Origin of the sequence: Nitratireductor arenosus (genome assembly GCF_009742725.1) — a bacterium.
In the GTDB taxonomy this organism is placed as follows: Bacteria; Pseudomonadota; Alphaproteobacteria; order Rhizobiales; family Rhizobiaceae; genus Mangrovimarina; species Mangrovimarina arenosa.
This window is the reverse complement of sequence record NZ_WPHG01000007.1, coordinates 1-16,820: the sequence shown is the minus strand read 5'-3', so window position 1 is coordinate 16,820 and position 16,820 is coordinate 1. Positions and strand designations below refer to the sequence as shown.

17 protein-coding genes are annotated in these 16,820 nt (G+C 63.8%); 4 read left to right on the top strand and 13 right to left on the bottom strand.

Translation table 11 applies throughout. The annotated features are described in order from the left end of the window. Positions 1–55: 55 nt before the first annotated feature. Positions 56–400 carry a RidA family protein gene (locus GN330_RS20530; RefSeq protein WP_156715063.1) on the top strand — a complete coding sequence of 115 codons (345 nt, stop codon included), beginning with the start codon at positions 56–58 and terminating at the stop codon, positions 398–400. A gap of 67 nt (positions 401–467) precedes the next feature. On the opposite strand, the gene GN330_RS20525 is transcribed toward GN330_RS20530, so the two are convergent. Together GN330_RS20525 and GN330_RS20520 are read right to left on the bottom strand one after the other, a co-directional pair. After that, on the bottom strand, positions 468–1,958 hold the full coding sequence (locus tag GN330_RS20525; RefSeq protein ID WP_156715061.1) for a flavin-containing monooxygenase: 1,491 nt from the start codon (positions 1,956–1,958) through the stop codon (positions 468–470). Positions 1,959–2,074: 116 nt separating this feature from the next. Continuing rightward, positions 2,075–2,527, bottom strand: a complete 453-nt coding sequence (locus tag GN330_RS20520) for a cupin domain-containing protein (protein ID WP_156715059.1) — start codon at positions 2,525–2,527, stop codon at positions 2,075–2,077. Between the two features lie 264 nt (positions 2,528–2,791). Between GN330_RS20520 and GN330_RS20515 the strand changes: the two genes are divergently transcribed. The 3 genes from GN330_RS20515 to GN330_RS20505 all read left to right on the top strand — a co-directional run bounded on the left by GN330_RS20515 (position 2,792) and on the right by GN330_RS20505 (position 5,511). Beyond that, positions 2,792–3,724: an AraC family transcriptional regulator gene (locus GN330_RS20515; protein ID WP_246188788.1), complete on the top strand. Its 933-nt coding sequence runs from the start codon at positions 2,792–2,794 to the stop codon at positions 3,722–3,724. A gap of 187 nt (positions 3,725–3,911) precedes the next feature. Further along, positions 3,912–4,670, top strand: a complete 759-nt coding sequence (locus tag GN330_RS20510; RefSeq protein ID WP_156715057.1) for a class I SAM-dependent methyltransferase — start codon at positions 3,912–3,914, stop codon at positions 4,668–4,670. 208 nt (positions 4,671–4,878) lie between these two features. Further along, positions 4,879–5,511 (top strand): hypothetical protein, encoded by a 633-nt coding sequence (locus tag GN330_RS20505; RefSeq protein ID WP_156715054.1) that lies wholly within the window; start codon positions 4,879–4,881, stop codon positions 5,509–5,511. A gap of 69 nt (positions 5,512–5,580) precedes the next feature. On the opposite strand, the gene GN330_RS20500 is transcribed toward GN330_RS20505, so the two are convergent. The 11 genes from GN330_RS20500 to rpsF all read right to left on the bottom strand — a co-directional run bounded on the left by GN330_RS20500 (position 5,581) and on the right by rpsF (position 16,435). Next, positions 5,581–6,201 carry a hypothetical protein gene (locus tag GN330_RS20500; RefSeq protein ID WP_156715052.1) on the bottom strand — a complete coding sequence of 207 codons (621 nt, stop codon included), beginning with the start codon at positions 6,199–6,201 and terminating at the stop codon, positions 5,581–5,583. 93 nt (positions 6,202–6,294) lie between these two features. Beyond that, positions 6,295–7,056, bottom strand: a complete 762-nt coding sequence (locus GN330_RS20495) for an SDR family NAD(P)-dependent oxidoreductase (protein ID WP_343040992.1) — start codon at positions 7,054–7,056, stop codon at positions 6,295–6,297. Positions 7,057–7,072: 16 nt separating this feature from the next. Next, a complete protein-coding gene (gene purF, locus GN330_RS20490; protein ID WP_425487190.1) occupies positions 7,073–8,563 on the bottom strand; it encodes an amidophosphoribosyltransferase in 1,491 nt (496 codons plus the stop codon). 73 nt (positions 8,564–8,636) lie between these two features. Continuing rightward, positions 8,637–9,158 carry a CvpA family protein gene (locus GN330_RS20485; protein ID WP_156715047.1) on the bottom strand — a complete coding sequence of 174 codons (522 nt, stop codon included), beginning with the start codon at positions 9,156–9,158 and terminating at the stop codon, positions 8,637–8,639. Between the two features lie 48 nt (positions 9,159–9,206). Next, complete coding sequence (gene radA, locus GN330_RS20480; RefSeq protein WP_156715045.1) at positions 9,207–10,604, bottom strand: DNA repair protein RadA; 1,398 nt, start codon at positions 10,602–10,604, stop codon at positions 9,207–9,209. Then, the gene (gene alr, locus GN330_RS20475; RefSeq protein ID WP_425487189.1) at positions 10,604–11,788 is read right to left on the bottom strand and encodes an alanine racemase; all 1,185 of its coding nucleotides are present in this window, start codon (positions 11,786–11,788) and stop codon (positions 10,604–10,606) included. The genes radA and alr overlap by 1 nt, the downstream gene beginning before the upstream one ends. A gap of 19 nt (positions 11,789–11,807) precedes the next feature. Further along, the gene (locus GN330_RS20470; RefSeq protein ID WP_156715043.1) at positions 11,808–13,298 is read right to left on the bottom strand and encodes a replicative DNA helicase; all 1,491 of its coding nucleotides are present in this window, start codon (positions 13,296–13,298) and stop codon (positions 11,808–11,810) included. Between the two features lie 245 nt (positions 13,299–13,543). After that, on the bottom strand, positions 13,544–14,821 hold the full coding sequence (locus GN330_RS20465) for a cyclopropane fatty acid synthase (protein WP_156715041.1): 1,278 nt from the start codon (positions 14,819–14,821) through the stop codon (positions 13,544–13,546). Positions 14,822–14,958: 137 nt separating this feature from the next. After that, the gene (gene rplI / locus GN330_RS20460) at positions 14,959–15,552 is read right to left on the bottom strand and encodes a 50S ribosomal protein L9 (RefSeq protein ID WP_156715039.1); all 594 of its coding nucleotides are present in this window, start codon (positions 15,550–15,552) and stop codon (positions 14,959–14,961) included. A gap of 200 nt (positions 15,553–15,752) precedes the next feature. Next, positions 15,753–16,001, bottom strand: a complete 249-nt coding sequence (gene rpsR, locus GN330_RS20455; RefSeq protein WP_106572379.1) for a 30S ribosomal protein S18 — start codon at positions 15,999–16,001, stop codon at positions 15,753–15,755. An 11-nt stretch (positions 16,002–16,012) separates the two neighbouring features. After that, entirely contained in the window at positions 16,013–16,435 is a 423-nt protein-coding gene (gene rpsF / locus GN330_RS20450; protein ID WP_156715037.1) for a 30S ribosomal protein S6, read from the bottom strand. Positions 16,436–16,820 lie beyond the last annotated feature (385 nt).

Sequence of the window (16,820 nt, the reverse complement as noted above, 5' to 3'; positions counted from 1 at the left end):
CCGAACCGCAGCTTCGCTTACCCTCTCCACACGCAAATCAACAAGGAGTTTTGCAATGTCCATTCGTCGTCTCGAGCCCGGCAAACGTATGAGCCAGGCCGTCATCCACGGCAACACCGTCTATCTGGCCGGTCAGGTCGGAACCCCCGGCAAGAGTGTCGCCGATCAGACCAGGGACGCGCTGGCCGCCGTCGATCGTCATCTGGCCGCTGCCGGTTCCAGCAAGTCGAAGATCCTGCAGGCGACGATCTGGATGTCCGACATGCGCGACTTCGCCGCCATGAACGAGGTCTGGGACGCGTGGATCGATCCCCAGAACCCGCCCGCGCGCGCCACCGGCGAGGCACGGCTTGCGACCGCTCAGCACCTCGTCGAGGTGATTGTCATCGCCGCGCTCTGAACCGGGCCATCGGTCTGGCGTTCAGCCAATACAAGCAAGGGCGGCCCAGCGGCCGCCCTTCGACGTTTCAGGCCGCGCGATATTGCGGCGTCGAGGCCAGATAGCGCGCAAAGGCGTCAGCGTTGGGCGGGGTGAGGTTTTCGGCCACCGGATTGCGCTTTTTCTTGCGCGCGCCCATGTCCGCCAGCAATTCGTCGAAATGCTTGAAGTGGTAGGGCGCGACGCACAGGCCGCCATAGACCCCGGCCGCCGGCCGTTTTTTGCGCTTCCATTCGATCATCATGTCGATATTGCGGTTCATCTCCTCCGCGCTCGGCTGATGGGCGAGCATGCCGTCGGCGTAGCGCACCAGCCAGTTGGCGGCGAGTTCGGCGCACAGCACGGTGCAGAAGGAGGAGTTGAAACCGACGAACCCCATATCCGGCAGGTCCGGATTGGCGATGATGCGATAAAGCCGGTACTGGCCGTCGGGCTCGACCAGCTTCTTGCGGTACTCCTCCGGCAGGAAGGGCACGCCGAGCTTCCAGCCGACGGCGAGGATCGCCATGTCGGCGACCACCCGCTTCCCGCCGGTCAGCACGACCGTACCGGGCTCGTAATGGTCGAACGTGCCCTGGACGGCCCGGATGCGGCCGTCGGCGACCATGTCGAAGAAGCCGGGCGTGACGATCGGCACCGAGCAGTTGATGCCGCGTTCGATCGGCTCCTTGGGCCTGAGCCCGGTCTTGTTGAGCTTGAGCTGGATCGACAACAGGCTTTCCAGAGCCCGCCAGTTCGCCCACACGAACGGCTTGGCGAGCGCGTGATTGAGCCTGGCCAGGGTCGACTGGCCCCAGCCGGGAAACATCTTTTCCTGCGCCCGGATGTAGAGAATGCGCTTGAAGTTGATCAGCCCGCCGATGAAATAGGGGATGCGCCATACCGTTTCCAGATAGACGATGGTGACGGCGGCCGCGCCCGATTTGACCGCGTTGACGGCGATATCGGTGGCGGATTTCGAAAAGCCGAGCACCACCACCTTCTTGCCTTTCAGCGTCGCCGGATCGGTATAGTCCGACGAGTGCATCACCTGGCCGCCGGCCTGCTCGAACGTCTCCTGGCCGGGATGGGACAGAATGTTCTTTTCTGAAAACTGGCCCGTACAGACGGCGACGAAGTCGAAGTCCTCCTTCGCCGCCTTGCCGTCGCCGCCTTCGAGGTCGAGCGTCCAGCCCTTGCAGCCGTCTGCGCGCCGTTCCATGGCTGCAACCCGCGTTTTGTAGCGGACCAGCGGCGTCAGGCCGTTCTCGTGCGCGTAGTCGGTCAGATAGGCATGGACCTGTGGCCCCTTCGGCCATTCCGGATAGTGGTCCGGCATCGGCTTGCCCGTATAGCGGTAAAGATCCTTCGGGCTCTGTGTCTGGACGTCGGGATAGGAGCGAGACGGCTCCCACACCCCGCCCAGCGCGTGGCTGCGCTCAATGACAGTGACCGCGTGCCCGCGTTCCTTGAAGGCTTTGGCCGCGGCCAGGCCGCTGACACCCGCGCCGATGACGGCGACTTTCTTTTTCTCGACCATGGAGGTTCCCCGGATTTTTTGGGCGGCCGCTTTGCCCACGGCTCCGCCATGCGGCGCGCTCAACACGCCGCCGGCGGCCTTTTTGGGCGGCCGCCGTGTTGATCTGCGCTAGAAACTCAGTCGTTGGCTTCGGGTGGCAGGAAGTCGACCGCGTGTTCGGCGGAGATTTTTACGACCTCGTCGGGGTCGGTCAAATCATGCAGCCGGTTGAAAAGCGCTTCCAGTTCACCCGCGGGTGAAACCCAGAACAGCGCCCGCGCCGGCTTGTCCGACTTGTTGAAATAACCGTGCGGAATGCCGCGCGGCATGCGCACCAGGTCGCCGGCCTTCGCCTTTGACCATTCGCCGTCGAGCTTTAGGTCGAGCTCGCCTTCCTGGACCAGGATGAATTCCTCCTGGGTCGGATGGATGTGGACCGGGACAAACTGGCCCGGATCGCTGTTGGTCTCGAAGGCGAAAGTGGACGCGCAAGACGCTTTCGGGAAATAGACCTGGCCGAGAATGTTCCAGGTGGTGCCGTTGAAGCCGGTACCGTTGCGCGTGATACCCTTGTCGAGGACTTTGCTCATATCGTTCTCCCATTGTGCTCGAGGAGGCGCCTTCGACCGGACGCCTGTGTTCTCGGTACCAGACTAGGCGCGAATCGAGCGTGATTTCTGTCCGGATTGCGAGCCGACTATCCGAAAAGCGAAAAAAAACCCTCGTTGCGGCCGAATGAAGCGACGAAAACTTGGATGGCGCCCCAACGATGCTACACTTCGGGTATGAGGGCTGAAGAAGGTTCCCGCCACGCGCCTCCTCTTTCCCGTCACGTCTTGTTCGAGACGGGCGACTTGGATTGCGCGCGCGAACGGGTCGCGCGGATTTTCTGCAATCATCGCTTGGAGATCGTCGGCGACGGCGCCGCCTTTCACGCCACCCAGCATCATGCGCCCGGCGGATTGATCTCGCTCAACTACATCAGCTACGGCGCCGACGTGATGATCGATCCCGGCGCTCTGGACAGTTTTTATCTCATCCAGATGCCGATCGCCGGTGCGGCGACTATCTGCAACGGCCGCAAGGAGTTCCTGACCGGTCTGGAGACGGCTTCGGTTCTGAACGCCGATCTCGAAACGCGCATGCACTGGTGGCGCGGCTGTGGGCAATTGCTGGTCCAGATCCGCAAGGCGCCCTTTATGGCCTTTGCCGAGCGCCTGTTTGATCGCGCGCTGCCGGGGCCGGTCATCTTCGATCCGCAGATCGATTTCTCTCGTCCCGAAATGCGCGAGTGGCGGCGGCTTGCCGAACTGCTTTTCCAGACCGCCGAATGCGGTTCCGGCTGGAGTGCCGGCATCCAGGCCGCCTATAATGAGCAGCGGCTGTTGGAGGCGTTCCTGCGTGGTCAGCCGAGCAACATGTCGATCTTCCTCGAGCATGGATCACACGGTGCGACACCGCGTCACCTGCGCCGGGCCGAAGAGTTCCTGCGCGCCAATTGCCATCGTCCCATCACCCTCATCGACGTCGCCGAGGCGGCCGATGTGGCGCCGCGTACGCTGCAACTCGCCTTCAAGGCCCGCCACGGCCTGTCGCCCATGCATGCCCTGCAACGCGAGCGCCTGCGGCGCGTGCGCTTCGATCTGCAGCATGGCGAGGATGTTTCGGTCACCGACATCGCGCTGAAATGGGGGTTTGCCCATCTCGGCCGATTCTCCGCCGCCTATCGCCGCGAATTCGGCGAATTGCCGCGCGAGACCACGCGGCGCACGGCAGATCGTTTCTAATTCCGCCCTGCCGCAAGGCCGGTCACGATCCGGACCTGTGTCCATTGGACGACACGGGAAAATTTTCGCTGGGCGGTCTCGCCGGCCCGTTTGCGGTTTCGCCCCCGATAGTCTACCGGGCCTTCGGTGGTCGGCCGGGGAAACCCGGCGCGTCGCCATCGTCTTGTTTCAATCCTGTCAGTGCAGCATGAACAATCGTTACGGAAAGCTCGCATCCTGGGTCTACGATCTGGACAAGCCGGTCGGACGTTCGTTCGGCGATCTGGAGTATTACCGGCAACGTCTTGACGGGTGTGAAGGCCCGATTCTCGAGCCGGCAGTCGGAAACGGGCGTATTTTCGTTCCGCTTCTCGAGGCCGGGTTTCCGATGGAGGGCTTCGACGCATCGGAAGAGATGCTGGGCTACTGCCGGCATGAGTGCCGAGATAGGAACCTTTTCGCGAGCCTGACCCGCCAGACATTCGAGGATTTCTCCTACGACACCAGTTTTTCGGCCATCATCGTCCCGGCGGGATCGTTTCAATTGATCACGGAGGCGACGTCCGCAGCCGCCGTGCTCCAGCGGTTTTTCGATCATTTGGCTCCCGGTGGAAAGTTGGTCCTGGACCTCGACCCGATTGGGAGTTTCCTAGGACCCACAGACTCCATTCGCAGTTGGACGACGCAGGACGGTGATCTGCTGACGCTCACCGATCAAAGGGTCGAAACCGACTTTGTCGCACAGACCACCCTTGCCCATCTGCGTTACGATCATTGGCGGGATGGAGGTCTGTTGAAATCCGAACTGGATCTGTTCAAGCTGCGTTGGTGGGGCGTCGAGGAATTCTCCCTCGTCCTGCGGGGCGCGGGTTTCACCGACATGGTGGTGTCGGGCAATTACGAGCACGGGCGCAAACCGCGCAACGGCGACGACATCATCAGCTTCGAAGCGCGCCGACCCGAGTAGGCGCGATGGCGCGTCGAAAGCCCATCGAGGCACTCGCAGCCTTACGGTTCGGTCTTCCGGGGCTTGCGCGCCCGGTCGGAATTTCTCACTTCGTCAGGCAGTTGGCCTCCTGCGCGGCCTCGGTCCGGATTTTTTCTGATTGCCGTGAACCTTTCCCTCCTCTGTGACGACCAAACGCTATTGGCAACGCACACAGCGGAGGGACGACATGTCTGCCACGGTCTTCAAACTGACCCATATCTTCACCGCAGCCGCGATCCTGGCCGGTTCTCTGGCTGCCGCCGATATCGCCTCGGCCCGCGATGGCGGCGGAAGTGGCCGCGAGTACCGGGGCACGATCGAGATCGGCGATAAGCCCGTGCCGAAGAAAGAAACCGCCAACCGGCCGGTCCCCAAGAAGCGCAACAATCTCGACGACACCGCCAAGATCATCCAGATGGGCGGCGCGCCGCGCCGGGTCGGGCTGAGCGTGATCGGCGGTTTGGTCGGCGATTTCTCCTGCACGGTCGTGTGGTGCATCTTCGACAAGGGGTTTGGCATGGATACGCGCTACACCCCCGGCGATGTGACGCGTCAGGTGCTCGGCGGCAAGCCGGCCAAGCGCGCCCGCCGCATCAAGCGGGAGGTCAAGCACGACAAGGCGAACTGCCAACAATGCCAGCGCGAGGCCGAAGGCGAGCGCCGTCTGGCCGCATGGCGGACCAAGCAGAAGGCCAAGCGCGAGGCGGCGATGAAATACTGGCGCGAAAAGGCGCAAAAGCGCGAGGAACTGCACCGTCGCTACGGCTCGAACGGCTACACTCGGTTCGGCGCGGATTACCAGATGCGGCTCGGCCGCTGATTTGAAGACATTGCCACGACGAGGCCCCGGAGCACGCATCCGGGGCCTTTTATGTGGGAGGCCCGAAAGTCAGTCGGCCGCGAAGCAGTAGAACAGGCCGTCGCCGCCAGTGCCCTGCAAAGCCTCCTGGCCACAGCCGCGCGAGGGATGCGACGAATTCCACGATTTCGACGGCGCGTCGTCGCGCAGGCCCATGCGGTCGTGATGACCGACGATCGCCTGGCCGTCACCGCTGGCGGTCCAGTTTGCGCAAGTCGCGGCCGCCGCCGTGCCGTCCGGGTTGGAGCCGGTCAGGATGTCGTGCCGGTTCGGCTGGTCGCCGCGGCCATTGACCATGGCGCCGCTTTCGTCGAGCCCGGTCTCCTTCGAGATCGCGTTGGCGTCGCTATGCAGCGCGGCGACGTCGTCGGCGATCTTGTCACCCTTGGCATTGTGCCATGGTCCGCTGCCGATACGATCGCGCGCGTTTTCGGTGTCGGTCGACAGATAGGCGCGCCAGGTCTTGCCGGACACGCCGGCCGCCTCCGCAAGGCTCGCGCAATGCGCGTCCGCGCCGGCGAGCCCGCCGAGATCGGCGCCATTGCCGGGCCCGGCGCTGGTGATGAAGAAACTCATCGAATTGTCTTGGGCCTGCGCGCTGGCGAGCGCAACGAATGTCGACAATACGACCGTCGTCAATAAGCGTTTCATGGCGTTCCTCCGCATTCGGTACTCCGCCCCCGCAGGCATATTCCGGTGGAGCACAGCGCAGGGCCAGTCACGTTCGCGTGTAGGGCAGCCGTCCTATCGCGGCTTTTGCCAGGAGGCGAAGCGGCCGAGCTCGACATCCCAGATCTTTCCGGTCTCGGTAATGTCGGGTCCGGCCAGCCCCACGATCCCGGCGGCGGTCTCCGACGGATGCGGCAGGGTCTCGGGATCTTCGCCCGGCATCGCCTGTGCCCGCATGGCGGTGCGCGCCACGCCCGGATTGACGATGTTGACCCTGAGCGGTGTGTTTTTGGTTTCGTCGGCCCAGGATCGCGCCAGCGCCTCGACCGCGGCTTTCGAGGCCGCGTAGGGCCCCCAATAAGCGCGTGCCGAATGCGCCGCCCCCGACGACAGCACGATCGCCCGCCCGGCATCGGCGGCGCGCAGAAGCGGATCGACCGAGCGGATCAGCCGCCAGGACGCCGTTACGTTCACCGTCATCACCTTGTCGAACACCTTGGCCTCAACATGGCCGATCGGCGCGATCACGCCGAGCACGCCGGCATTGGCGACCAGGATGTCGAGCTTGCCCCAGCGCTCGTGGATCGCCCCGCCGAGCCGGTCGATGCCGGCCATGTCGGCCAGGTCGAGCGGCACCAGCGTCGCTTCGCCCTTGCCGGTGCGGGCGTGCTCGGCCTTGATCTCGTCGTCGAGCTCCTCGAGTCCGCCGACTGTGCGCGCGACCGCGATCACATGCGCACCCGCCGCCGCCATCTGCTTGGCGATATGGTAGCCGATGCCGCGCGAGGCGCCGGTGACGAGCGCCAGGCGTCCGGTAAGATTAGGAGAAGAGGTCACGTCGAGACTGCTTTCGCTAGAATTGCGCGCGCGATGCGAGGATGGACAGCTGGCGCACATTATCGGCACCCTCGTGGTCGAGAAGCCGGGTCGGATAGTCGCGCGTGAAGCAGGCGTCGCAGAATTGCGGCGCCTCGTTGTCGCGCGCGGCCTCGCCGACCGCACGGTAGAGCCCGTCGATCGGCAGAAAGCCAAGCGAATCGACCCGGATGAAATCGCGCATCTCGTCGATCGACATGCGCGACGCGAGCAGCTTGGCTGTCTCCGGCGTGTCGACGCCGTAAAAACACGAGGCGCGCGTCGGCGGCGAAGCAATGCGCATATGTACTTCCTTCGCACCGGCGTCGCGCACCATCTGCACGATCTTTTGCGAGGTGGTGCCGCGCACGATCGAATCGTCGACCAGCACTACGCGCTTGCCCTCGATCATCCGCCGGTTGGCGTTGTGTTTCAGCTTCACGCCCATATGGCGGATTGAATCGCCCGGCTGGATGAAGGTGCGTCCCACATAGTGGTTGCGGATGATGCCGAGTTCGAAGGGCAGGGCCGCGGCCTGGGCAAAGCCGATCGCCGCCGGTGTGCCCGAATCGGGCACCGGCACGACGATATCCGCCTCGACCGGGCATTCGCGCGCCAGTTCCATGCCGATATTCTTGCGCACGTCATAGACGTTGCGGCCCTCGACCGAAGAATCCGGCCTCGCGAAATAGACATATTCGAAGATGCAGAAGCGCGGCCGCACCTCGCCGAAGGGGAAGTGGCTCTCGACCCCCTTGCTGGTGATCACGACCATCTCGCCCGGCTTGATGTCGCGCACGAAGCGCGCGCCGATAATGTCGAGGGCGCAGGTCTCCGAGGCGAGAATCCACGCTCCGTCGAGATCGCCCAGCACCAGCGGGCGGATGCCCAGCGGGTCGCGGCAGCCGATCATCTTTTTCGACGACAGCGCCACCAGCGAGAACGCGCCCTCGAGCTGGCGTATGGCCTCGATGAAACGGGCGTTGAAATCCTTTTCCTGGCTGGTCGCCACCAGATGTAGGAGTGTCTCGGTGTCCGAGGTCGACGAGAAGATCGCGCCCAGCTTCTGCAGATTGCGCTGCACGGTCATCGCGTTGGTGATGTTGCCGTTATGCGCGACGGCAAAGCCGCCATCGGCCAGTTCGGCAAACAGCGGCTGGATATTGCGGATGCCGGAGCCGCCGGTGGTGGCGTACCGGGTATGGCCAATGGCGCGGTTGCCTTTCAGGCTGTCGATCACGGCCTGCTTGGTGAAGGTGTCGCCGATCAGCCCGACATGGCGCTCGACATGGAACTGGCTGCCGTCGAAGGAGACGATGCCGGCCGCCTCCTGGCCGCGGTGCTGAAGCGCGTGCAGACCAAGCGTGACGATCGCCGCGGCGTCCTGGCGCCCGAATATGCCGAACACGCCGCATTCGTCGTGGAAATGATCGTCCGCTTCCGCGGCCCGGGCATCGTCGCCAACGGGTTTTGCAAGCATGTCCGTCATGACAGGCTGCCTTTCAGTTGAGCGATACGCGGTGGCGTCCGCGTTGCCGCCGGCTCGGCTGTGGCCGGGATGTTCAGCCGTCGTCGCTGCTGGTGATCTTCTTCAGGATCGAGTTTTCTGGGTCGTCCGGAAGCAGCGCCTGCAGCCTTTCGCCTATTCCCTCAAGCAGCGGCAGCGACTTGGCCTGCGCCACCCAGTCCGGACGGTTCTCCCCGACCAGCCAGTTGAAGAACAACAGTGCCACCGCGATCACCAGAACGCCGCGCGCCGCGCCGTAGACGAAGCCGAGTGTGCGGTCGAGCGCGCCGACGCGGCTGTCGATGATGAAGTCGGCAATTTTCATCGTGATCACCGACACGATGATCAGTGCGATGAAAAACACGATCGCCGCCGCTGCCGCCAGCGCGATCTGCGCATTGTCGATATAGGGCACTACGTAAGGCAGCACCAACGGGTAGAAGAAATAGGCTGCCGCGGCCGCCGCCGCCCAGGACGCGATCGACAGGATTTCGCGCGAGAAGCCGCGTACCATCGCCAGCACGGCGGACACGAGTGTGAAGCCGATAAGGACTCCGTCAAGCAGCGTGATCGGCATCAGAGCTCCACTCCCTGTGACCCGCGGGCATTCGTTTGAAGCAAGGCATCAATCCTCGCCGCGTCCTCGTTTCGAGCCCGCGATCCGGGCCACCAGATCGGCAAGCGCGCCGGGCTGGAAGGATCGCGCTGCGATGCCCCCGGCGACATCTCCGCTGCCGGCGGGCATGACCGCTTGGGCAAATCCCAGCTTCTCGGCCTCCTTCAGCCGCTGCTGCGCGTGTGCGACAGGTCTGACGGCGCCCGAAAGGCTGATTTCGCCGAAATAGACACAATCCGCGGGAAGGGCAAGCCCGACCAGCGAGGAAACAAGCGCCGCGGCAACCGCGAGATCGGCGGCCGGCTCGGAAATGCGATACCCGCCGGCGACGTTGAGATAGACGTCATTGGTTGAGAAACGCACGCCGCAATGGGCCTCAAGCACGGCCAGCACCATGGAAAGGCGGGGCGAGTCCCAGCCGACGACGGCGCGGCGCGGCGTGCCGAGCGGCGAGGGCGCAACCAGCGCCTGGATTTCCACCAGGACGGGCCGCGTTCCTTCCATGCCGGCAAACACCGCCGCGCCCGGCGCGCGCGCGCTGCGCTCGCCCAAAAACAGTTCGGACGGGTTGGAAACCTCGCGCAGGCCCCGGTCAGACATTTCGAACACGCCGATCTCGTCGGTCGGACCGAAACGGTTCTTCACCGTTCTCAGGATGCGATAATGATGACCGCCTTCGCCTTCGAAATACAGCACGCCGTCGACCATATGCTCGACCACGCGCGGTCCAGCGATCTGACCGTCCTTGGTCACGTGGCCGACGAGCACGACGGCCGCGCCCGTCGACTTCGCGTAGCGAATCAGCGCCTGGGCGGAGGCACGCACCTGGGTGACGGTGCCCGGCGCGGAATCGGCCATGTCGGTCCACAGCGTCTGAATCGAATCGATAATCAAAAGGTCCGGCCGCCTGCCGTCGGCTACGGTGGCCAAGATATCTTCGACATTCGTCTCCGCGGCCAGTTCGACCGGTGTATCGGCGGCCTTCAGGCGTTGGGCGCGCAGCCTGATCTGGGCCACGGCCTCCTCGCCCGACACATAGACGACGCGGTGGCCCTGACGCGCCAGCGCGCCGGCGGCCTGGGTGAGCAGGGTCGACTTGCCGATGCCGGGATCGCCGCCGATCAAAAGCGCCGAGCCGCGCACGAAACCGCCGCCGGTGGCCCGGTCGAGCTCGTCGATGCCAGAGGCGATCCGCGGCGCGTCCTCGATCTCGCCGGAAAGCGTGGTCAAGGCCACCGGGCGGCCGGGCCGCGCCTTTCTCGCCGAGGCCGGCCCGGAGCCGATCCCGCCTGAGGTTCCTTCCTCGACCAGCGTGTTCCACTCGCCGCAGGCGTCGCATTTGCCGGCCCAGCGTGAATGCACGCTGCCGCAATTCTGGCAGATGAACTGGACGCGTGCGCGTGCCATCAGCGCTGGTCTCCGCTTGTGCCGCTTTCCCCCGAAGGCCCGATATAGGTACGGTGGTGGCGCCGTCCGAGCCCGGTCAACAATTCGTAAGAGATCGTTCCGGCCGCCGTCGCGGCTTCCTCGATACCGATATTGGGGCCGAAAAATTCGATCCGGTCGCCGACGGTGAGCGCGCCGCCCTCCACATCGGTGATGTCGAACATGGTCATGTCCATGGTCACGCGACCGAGCACCGGCACGCGCCGTCCGGCCGCGAAACCGTGCCCGCCGCCGGTGATCTCGCGCAGCGGCACGCCACTGCCCGACAGCGCGCGGTGCAGCCCGTCGGCATAGCCGGCCGCGCAGATCGCAACACGGCTGTCGCGCTGCATCACCGCCGCCGCGCCGTAGCTGACCGCTTCTCCGGCACGCACATGGCGGATCTGCACGATCCGCGCCTGCACGGTCACCACCGGTTCCAGGCCCGGTCCCGACAGGCCTCCGAAAAGGGCGACGCCGGGCCTGACGAGGTCGAAATGGTAGTCGGCGCCAAGCTGAATCCCGGCCGAATTGGCCAGGCTCGCTTCGATGCCGCCGAAGAGGCGACGCACCTGTGTGAACGCGGTGAGCTGGCGCTGGTTGAGCGGGTGGTCGGGCTGATCGCCACAGGCGAGATGGCTCATCACCAAAACGGGATCAAGCGCGCCGGTAAGCGCATTTTCCTCTGCCAGCGTCCTGGCCTGATCCAGCGTCAGGCCGAGCCGGTTCATGCCGGTGTCGACATGGATCGCGCAGGGACGGGCTACACCGTCGGTGCTGCAAAACCCTTCCCAGATCGCCGCTTCGCCGCGCGAATTGAGCACCGGGATCAGCTTCGCTTCGGCGTAGGCCTCCGCCGCCTCGCGGCCGAACAGCCCGCCGAGCACGAATATCCGCGCGTCCGGCGCCGCCTCGCGCACCGCGCGGCCTTCCTCCGGCCAGGCGACGAAAAACGTGTCGCAGCCCGCTGCGGCGAGAGCCGGGACCGCCTTGGCGATCCCCAACCCGTAGGCGTCGGCCTTGACCACGCATGCCGTGCGCGCCGGTGCTGCGCGGGCTGCCAGGGCGCGGTAGTTCTGTTGCAGCGCGCGCAGGTCGATCGTGGCGAACGCGCCGGCAAGCCGGGCCTCGACGCCGGTTTCCTGAATGCTGATTGTGCCTGACACTTTGTGTTCCGAAATGCCGTTACTCGAACCGCTCGGGAAGCCGATCCTCTTCGGCCAGGTCCGAGAAGCGGGTGAACTGACCTTCGAAGGCCAGTTCCACGGTTCCGGTCGGACCGTGACGCTGCTTGGCGACGATCAGTTCGGCCTTGCCCTTCACCCGTTCGAACTTCAGCCGCCACTCCTCATATTCGGGCGTGCCTTCTTCCGGTTCCTTGTTCTGCAGGTAATATTCGTCGCGATAGACGAACAGCACCACGTCGGCATCCTGCTCGATCGAACCCGATTCGCGCAGGTCGGCGAGCTGCGGGCGCTTGTCGTCGCGGTTTTCGACCTGGCGCGAGAGCTGTGACAGCGCGATGATCGGCACCTGCAACTCCTTGGCGAGCGCCTTCAGTCCGGTGGTGATCTCGGTGATCTCCTGGACGCGGTTCTGTGCTGCGCGCGCGCTGGTGCCTTGCATGAGCTGTACATAGTCGATGACGATCACGTCGAGGCCGCGCTGGCGTTTCAGGCGCCTGGCGCGGGCGGCGAGTTGGGCGATCGAGATGCCGCCGGTCTGGTCGATATAAAGCGGCGTCTTTTCCATCATCTGCGAGCAGGCGACAAGTTTTTCGAATTCGGTTTCGGTGATCTCGCCGCGGCGGATTTTCGAGGACGAGATTTCCGTCTGCTCGGAGATGATGCGGGTGGCGAGCTGTTCGGACGACATTTCGAGCGAAAAAAAGCCGACGACCCCGCCATTTGAAGCCTTGAATGAGCCGTCGGCCTGTTGCGCCGGCATGTAGGCGGCGGCCACGTTGAAGGCGATGTTGGTTGCCAGCGAGGTCTTGCCCATCGCCGGTCGCCCGGCCAGGATGATAAGGTCGGAAGGCTGCAGGCCGCCGAGGCGACGGTCAATGTCGCGAAAACCTGTCGATATGCCCGAAAGATTGCCGTCGCGCATATAAGCGGCGTTGGCCATGTCGATCGCGGTCTTGACCGCGTCGGTGAAGGTTTCGAACCCGCCATCGTAGCGCCCGGTTTCGGCAAGCTCGAACAGACGGCGTTCGGCGTCCTCGATCTGGTCGGAGGGCGACATGTCGACCGGGGCGTCGAAGGCGATATTGACCATGTCCTCGCCGACCGTGATCAGTGCCCGGCGCGTGGCGAGGTCGTAGATCGCGCGACCGTAGTCGGAGGCGTTGATGACCGTGACCGCCTCGGCGGCGAGGCGTGCCAGATAATGCGCCACCGTCATGTCGCCGACTTTTTCCTCGGCCGGCAGGAAGGTTTTCATCGTCACCGGGTTGGCGGTCTTGCCCATCCGTATCAGCTCGCCGCCGACCTCGAAGATCTTGCGGTGCAGTGGCTCGAAGAAATGGCCCGGCTTCAGGAAATCGGAGACCCGGTAGAAGGCGTCGTTGTTGACCAGGATCGCGCCGAGCAGTGCCTGCTCGGCCTCGATATTGTGCGGCGGCTCGCGGTAGAGCGGCGTTTCCGGCGCGCCGAGCTTGCGGACTGCTTCTGCCATCGTGTCCCCGTCAAAATCCCTCGAGCCTCGCGTTAGCAGAAGGCGGCGGCGCCGGGGAAAGATTCATCTGTCAGGCACCGAGATTCATGTCTCGATACCCATCATCCACCCCGTCATCCACAGTCGTCCACAAACTTGCGTGTTCGGAGACGACGAATCCAGTTGACCCGAATCACATTCTATCACCGCGGCAAGCCCAGGCTCTCCTTCCGGACGCACCAGTTACGTCGTGGGCGGAGCCAGTCCTATGACGTCGTGCGTTTCCGCGTCGGCGTGGCGGGTGGCGAATGCGGTCTGTGCTCGTCGGCATCGGCCAGCCTGTCTTCCGCGACGCCGATATAGTCGCGAGTGATCGGCAACGTGTCGTTGCGGCGCGTGAGCTGGATCTGGAACACCATCAGGTCCTGCCAGCGAAAACCGGCCTCCGAGCCGGCGAGATAGAATTCCCACATGCGGCAGAAACGTTCGTCGTAGATTTCGCGAATGCGGTCGCGGTTGGCGAGGAAGCGCTGGCGCCAGTGTTTCAGCGTATCGGCATAGTGAAGGCGCAGGATCTCGACATCGGTCACTTCAAGGCCCGAGCGTTCGATCGCCGGCAGCACTTCCGAAAGCGCGGGAATGTAGCCGCCGGGAAAAATATGCTTGCGGATGAAGGGTGTCGTCGCCGATGGCGGCCCCGAGCGGCCGATCGAATGCAGCATCATCACGCCGTCCGGCTTCAGGATCGTTGCGCATTTGTCGAAAAAGGCGCGATAATGGTTGACGCCGACATGCTCGAACATGCCGACCGAAACGATGCGGTCGAAGCGTTCGCCGAGTTTGCGGTAGTCTCTGAGCTCGAAATGGGCACGGTCCTCCAGCCCCTCCTGCTGTGCCCGCTCGGTGGCGATCGCCAATTGCTCTTCCGACAGGGTGATGCCCAGAACGTCGACGTCGAGATTGCGGGCGAGGTAAAGGCCGAGCCCCCCGAAACCGCATCCGATGTCCAGCACGGTCTGGCCGGGCCTGAGCGCCAGCTTGGCTGCGAGGTGGCGTTTCTTGGCTAGCTGGGCCTTCTCGAGCGTCATGTCCGGCCGTGCGAAATAGGCGCAGGAATATTGCAGGTCGGTATCGAGAAAAAGCCGATAGAGTTCGCGTGACAGATCGTAGTGCCGGCGTACATTGCGCCTGGCACGTTCGGTCGTGTTGAACTGCTGCAGCCGCCGCAGCCCGTGCCGGAAGCCATCGGCCATCCGGGTCCAGAAGGCGCCGACATCGAGCGTGGGGGCGTTTTTGTAGATGACTTCCAGAAGGTCGAGCAGATCGCCTTCCAGGACGTCGATCTCGCCGTTCATGTAGGATTCGGGCAGTGCGAGAACCGGGTCGAAGGTGATGGCGCGCTCGGCGTGGGCCGAATGGATGGCGACCGTCACGCGCTTTCCGCTCTGGTCGCCGAATGAGGCCGATCGCCCTTTATGGTCGATCACGGTCAGATTGCCTGTCCGGATCAGGCGTTCGATGAGGCTGCGCAAAAACATGTTCATGGGAGCAGCGCCTCCCGCAACAATTTACAATTTGGTTCACCTGTACCGAAGAATGTGGGAACAGATGCCCGCCGATCAAGAAAAAATGCCCGGAATTCGCATTCCGGGCATTGATCCTGAACCATTTTTTTTCTGTGTCAGACGGTTGGATCACCCTCTTCGAGGTCTTCGCCATCCTCGTTCGGGTCAAAAAAGCTGTCCGGGCGGGCATTCTCGTTGATGTCGTCGCCGTAGATCGCCTCTGCTGAATCCAACTTTTCGCCGGCCGCCTGACGTTCCGCCTCGTCGGTGGAGCGGGCGATGTTCATGGTGACGGTCACCTCGACCTCCGGATGAAGCGCGATGATGACGTTCGTCAGCCCGATCGCCTTGATCGGCTGGTTGAGCTCGATCTGGTTGCGGTTGACCGTAAAACCCTCGTTAACCAGCAGGTCGGCGATGTCGCGCGGGGACACCGAACCGTAGAGCTGGCCGGTTTCGCCGGCGGCGCGCACGATGATGAAGGACATGCCGTCGAGGCTCTCGGCGATCTTTTCGGCTTCGGATTTGCGTTCCAGGTCGCGTGCCTCGAGCTGGACGCGCTGGCCTTCGAACTTTTTCTTGTTGGCTTCGTTGGCGCGCAGTGCCTTGCCTTTCGGCAAAAGGAAATTGCGGGCGTAGCCGTCGCGCACCTTGACCGTGTCGCCCATCTGGCCGAGCCGTGCGATGCGTTCGAGAAGAATGACTTCCATGATACCAATCCTTGTTTCGGGCGCCTTGGCGGCGCGGACCGGATTGCGGGAAGCCGAATGACGGCGTGATCGCCGTCCTGTCGCTGTCCTGCCATCCGGCAGTTAGGGGCGTGGGCCCCAGCCCGGGATTTTCGTTCGATCAGTCCGTACCGCGCCCGTCGCGGGGGACAGGCGCCGCCTAGCGGCGGCGCCGAAAATCCTTAGCGGACCACGTAGGGCAGAAGGCCGAGGAAACGCGCGCGCTTGATCGCCTTGGCGAGTTCGCGCTGCTTCTTCTGGCTGACGGCAGTGATGCGCGATGGCACGATCTTGCCGCGTTCGGAAATGTAGCGCTGCAGGAGCTTCACATCCTTGTAGTCGATCTTCGGCGCGTTGGAGCCGGAGAACGGGCAGGTCTTGCGCCGGCGATGAAAGGGGCGCCGGGTCGGGATCTGGTTGATGTCGACCATTGTCGTGCTCCTTAGGACTGTTCGCGCGGCCGGCGCGGGCCACGATCACCGCGATCGCCACGGTCGCCGCGTCCACCACGATCGCCGAACCGGTCGCCGCGATCGTCACGATCGCGTTTCTGCATCATTGCCGACGGGCCTTCCTCGTGCGCTTCGACGCGGATAGTCATGAAGCGCAGCACGTCCTCCGACAGGCCCATCTGGCGCTCCATCTCGTCGATGGCGGCGGCGGGCGCGGTCAGGTCCATGAGCGTGAAATAGGCCTTGCGGTTTTTCTTGATGCGGTAGGTCAGGGACTTCAGTCCCCAGTTCTCCACCCGGCCGATCGATCCGCCATTGGCTTCAACGACGCCCTTGTACTGTTCGACAAGCGCGTCGATCTGCTGCTGCGACAGATCCTGCCGGGCAAGGAACACATGTTCGTAAAGAGCCATTGTTACTTTGCCTTTCTTCCGTTTCGCTCTCCCGGCAACCAGCGGCTAAGCCTCCGCGACTTGTCTTTGCCCGCCGTGGCGGGAGAAGAAAGGCGCATGGTCGAGACGGTCGAGAGCGGAGACACGGGAGGCGGAAGGCCTCTTGCCTTCACACGATGAGCGGATTTTCGATGAAATACGCGCACGGCCCTCCGTTCAGCCCCCAACTGGACCGGCAGAGTGAGCGCGCTTATACAGTTTTTTGGCAATCGTGCAAGCGCGGGGGTAGTGTCTCAGTTTGAAAACCTACGGCGCATGGCGGGGCCGGTAGTCCGTAGAGTCTATGCAGGCATCATAAAACGTCTGATCCATCTTACACCACGTGGTCTTATCGATTCCGCGTCCC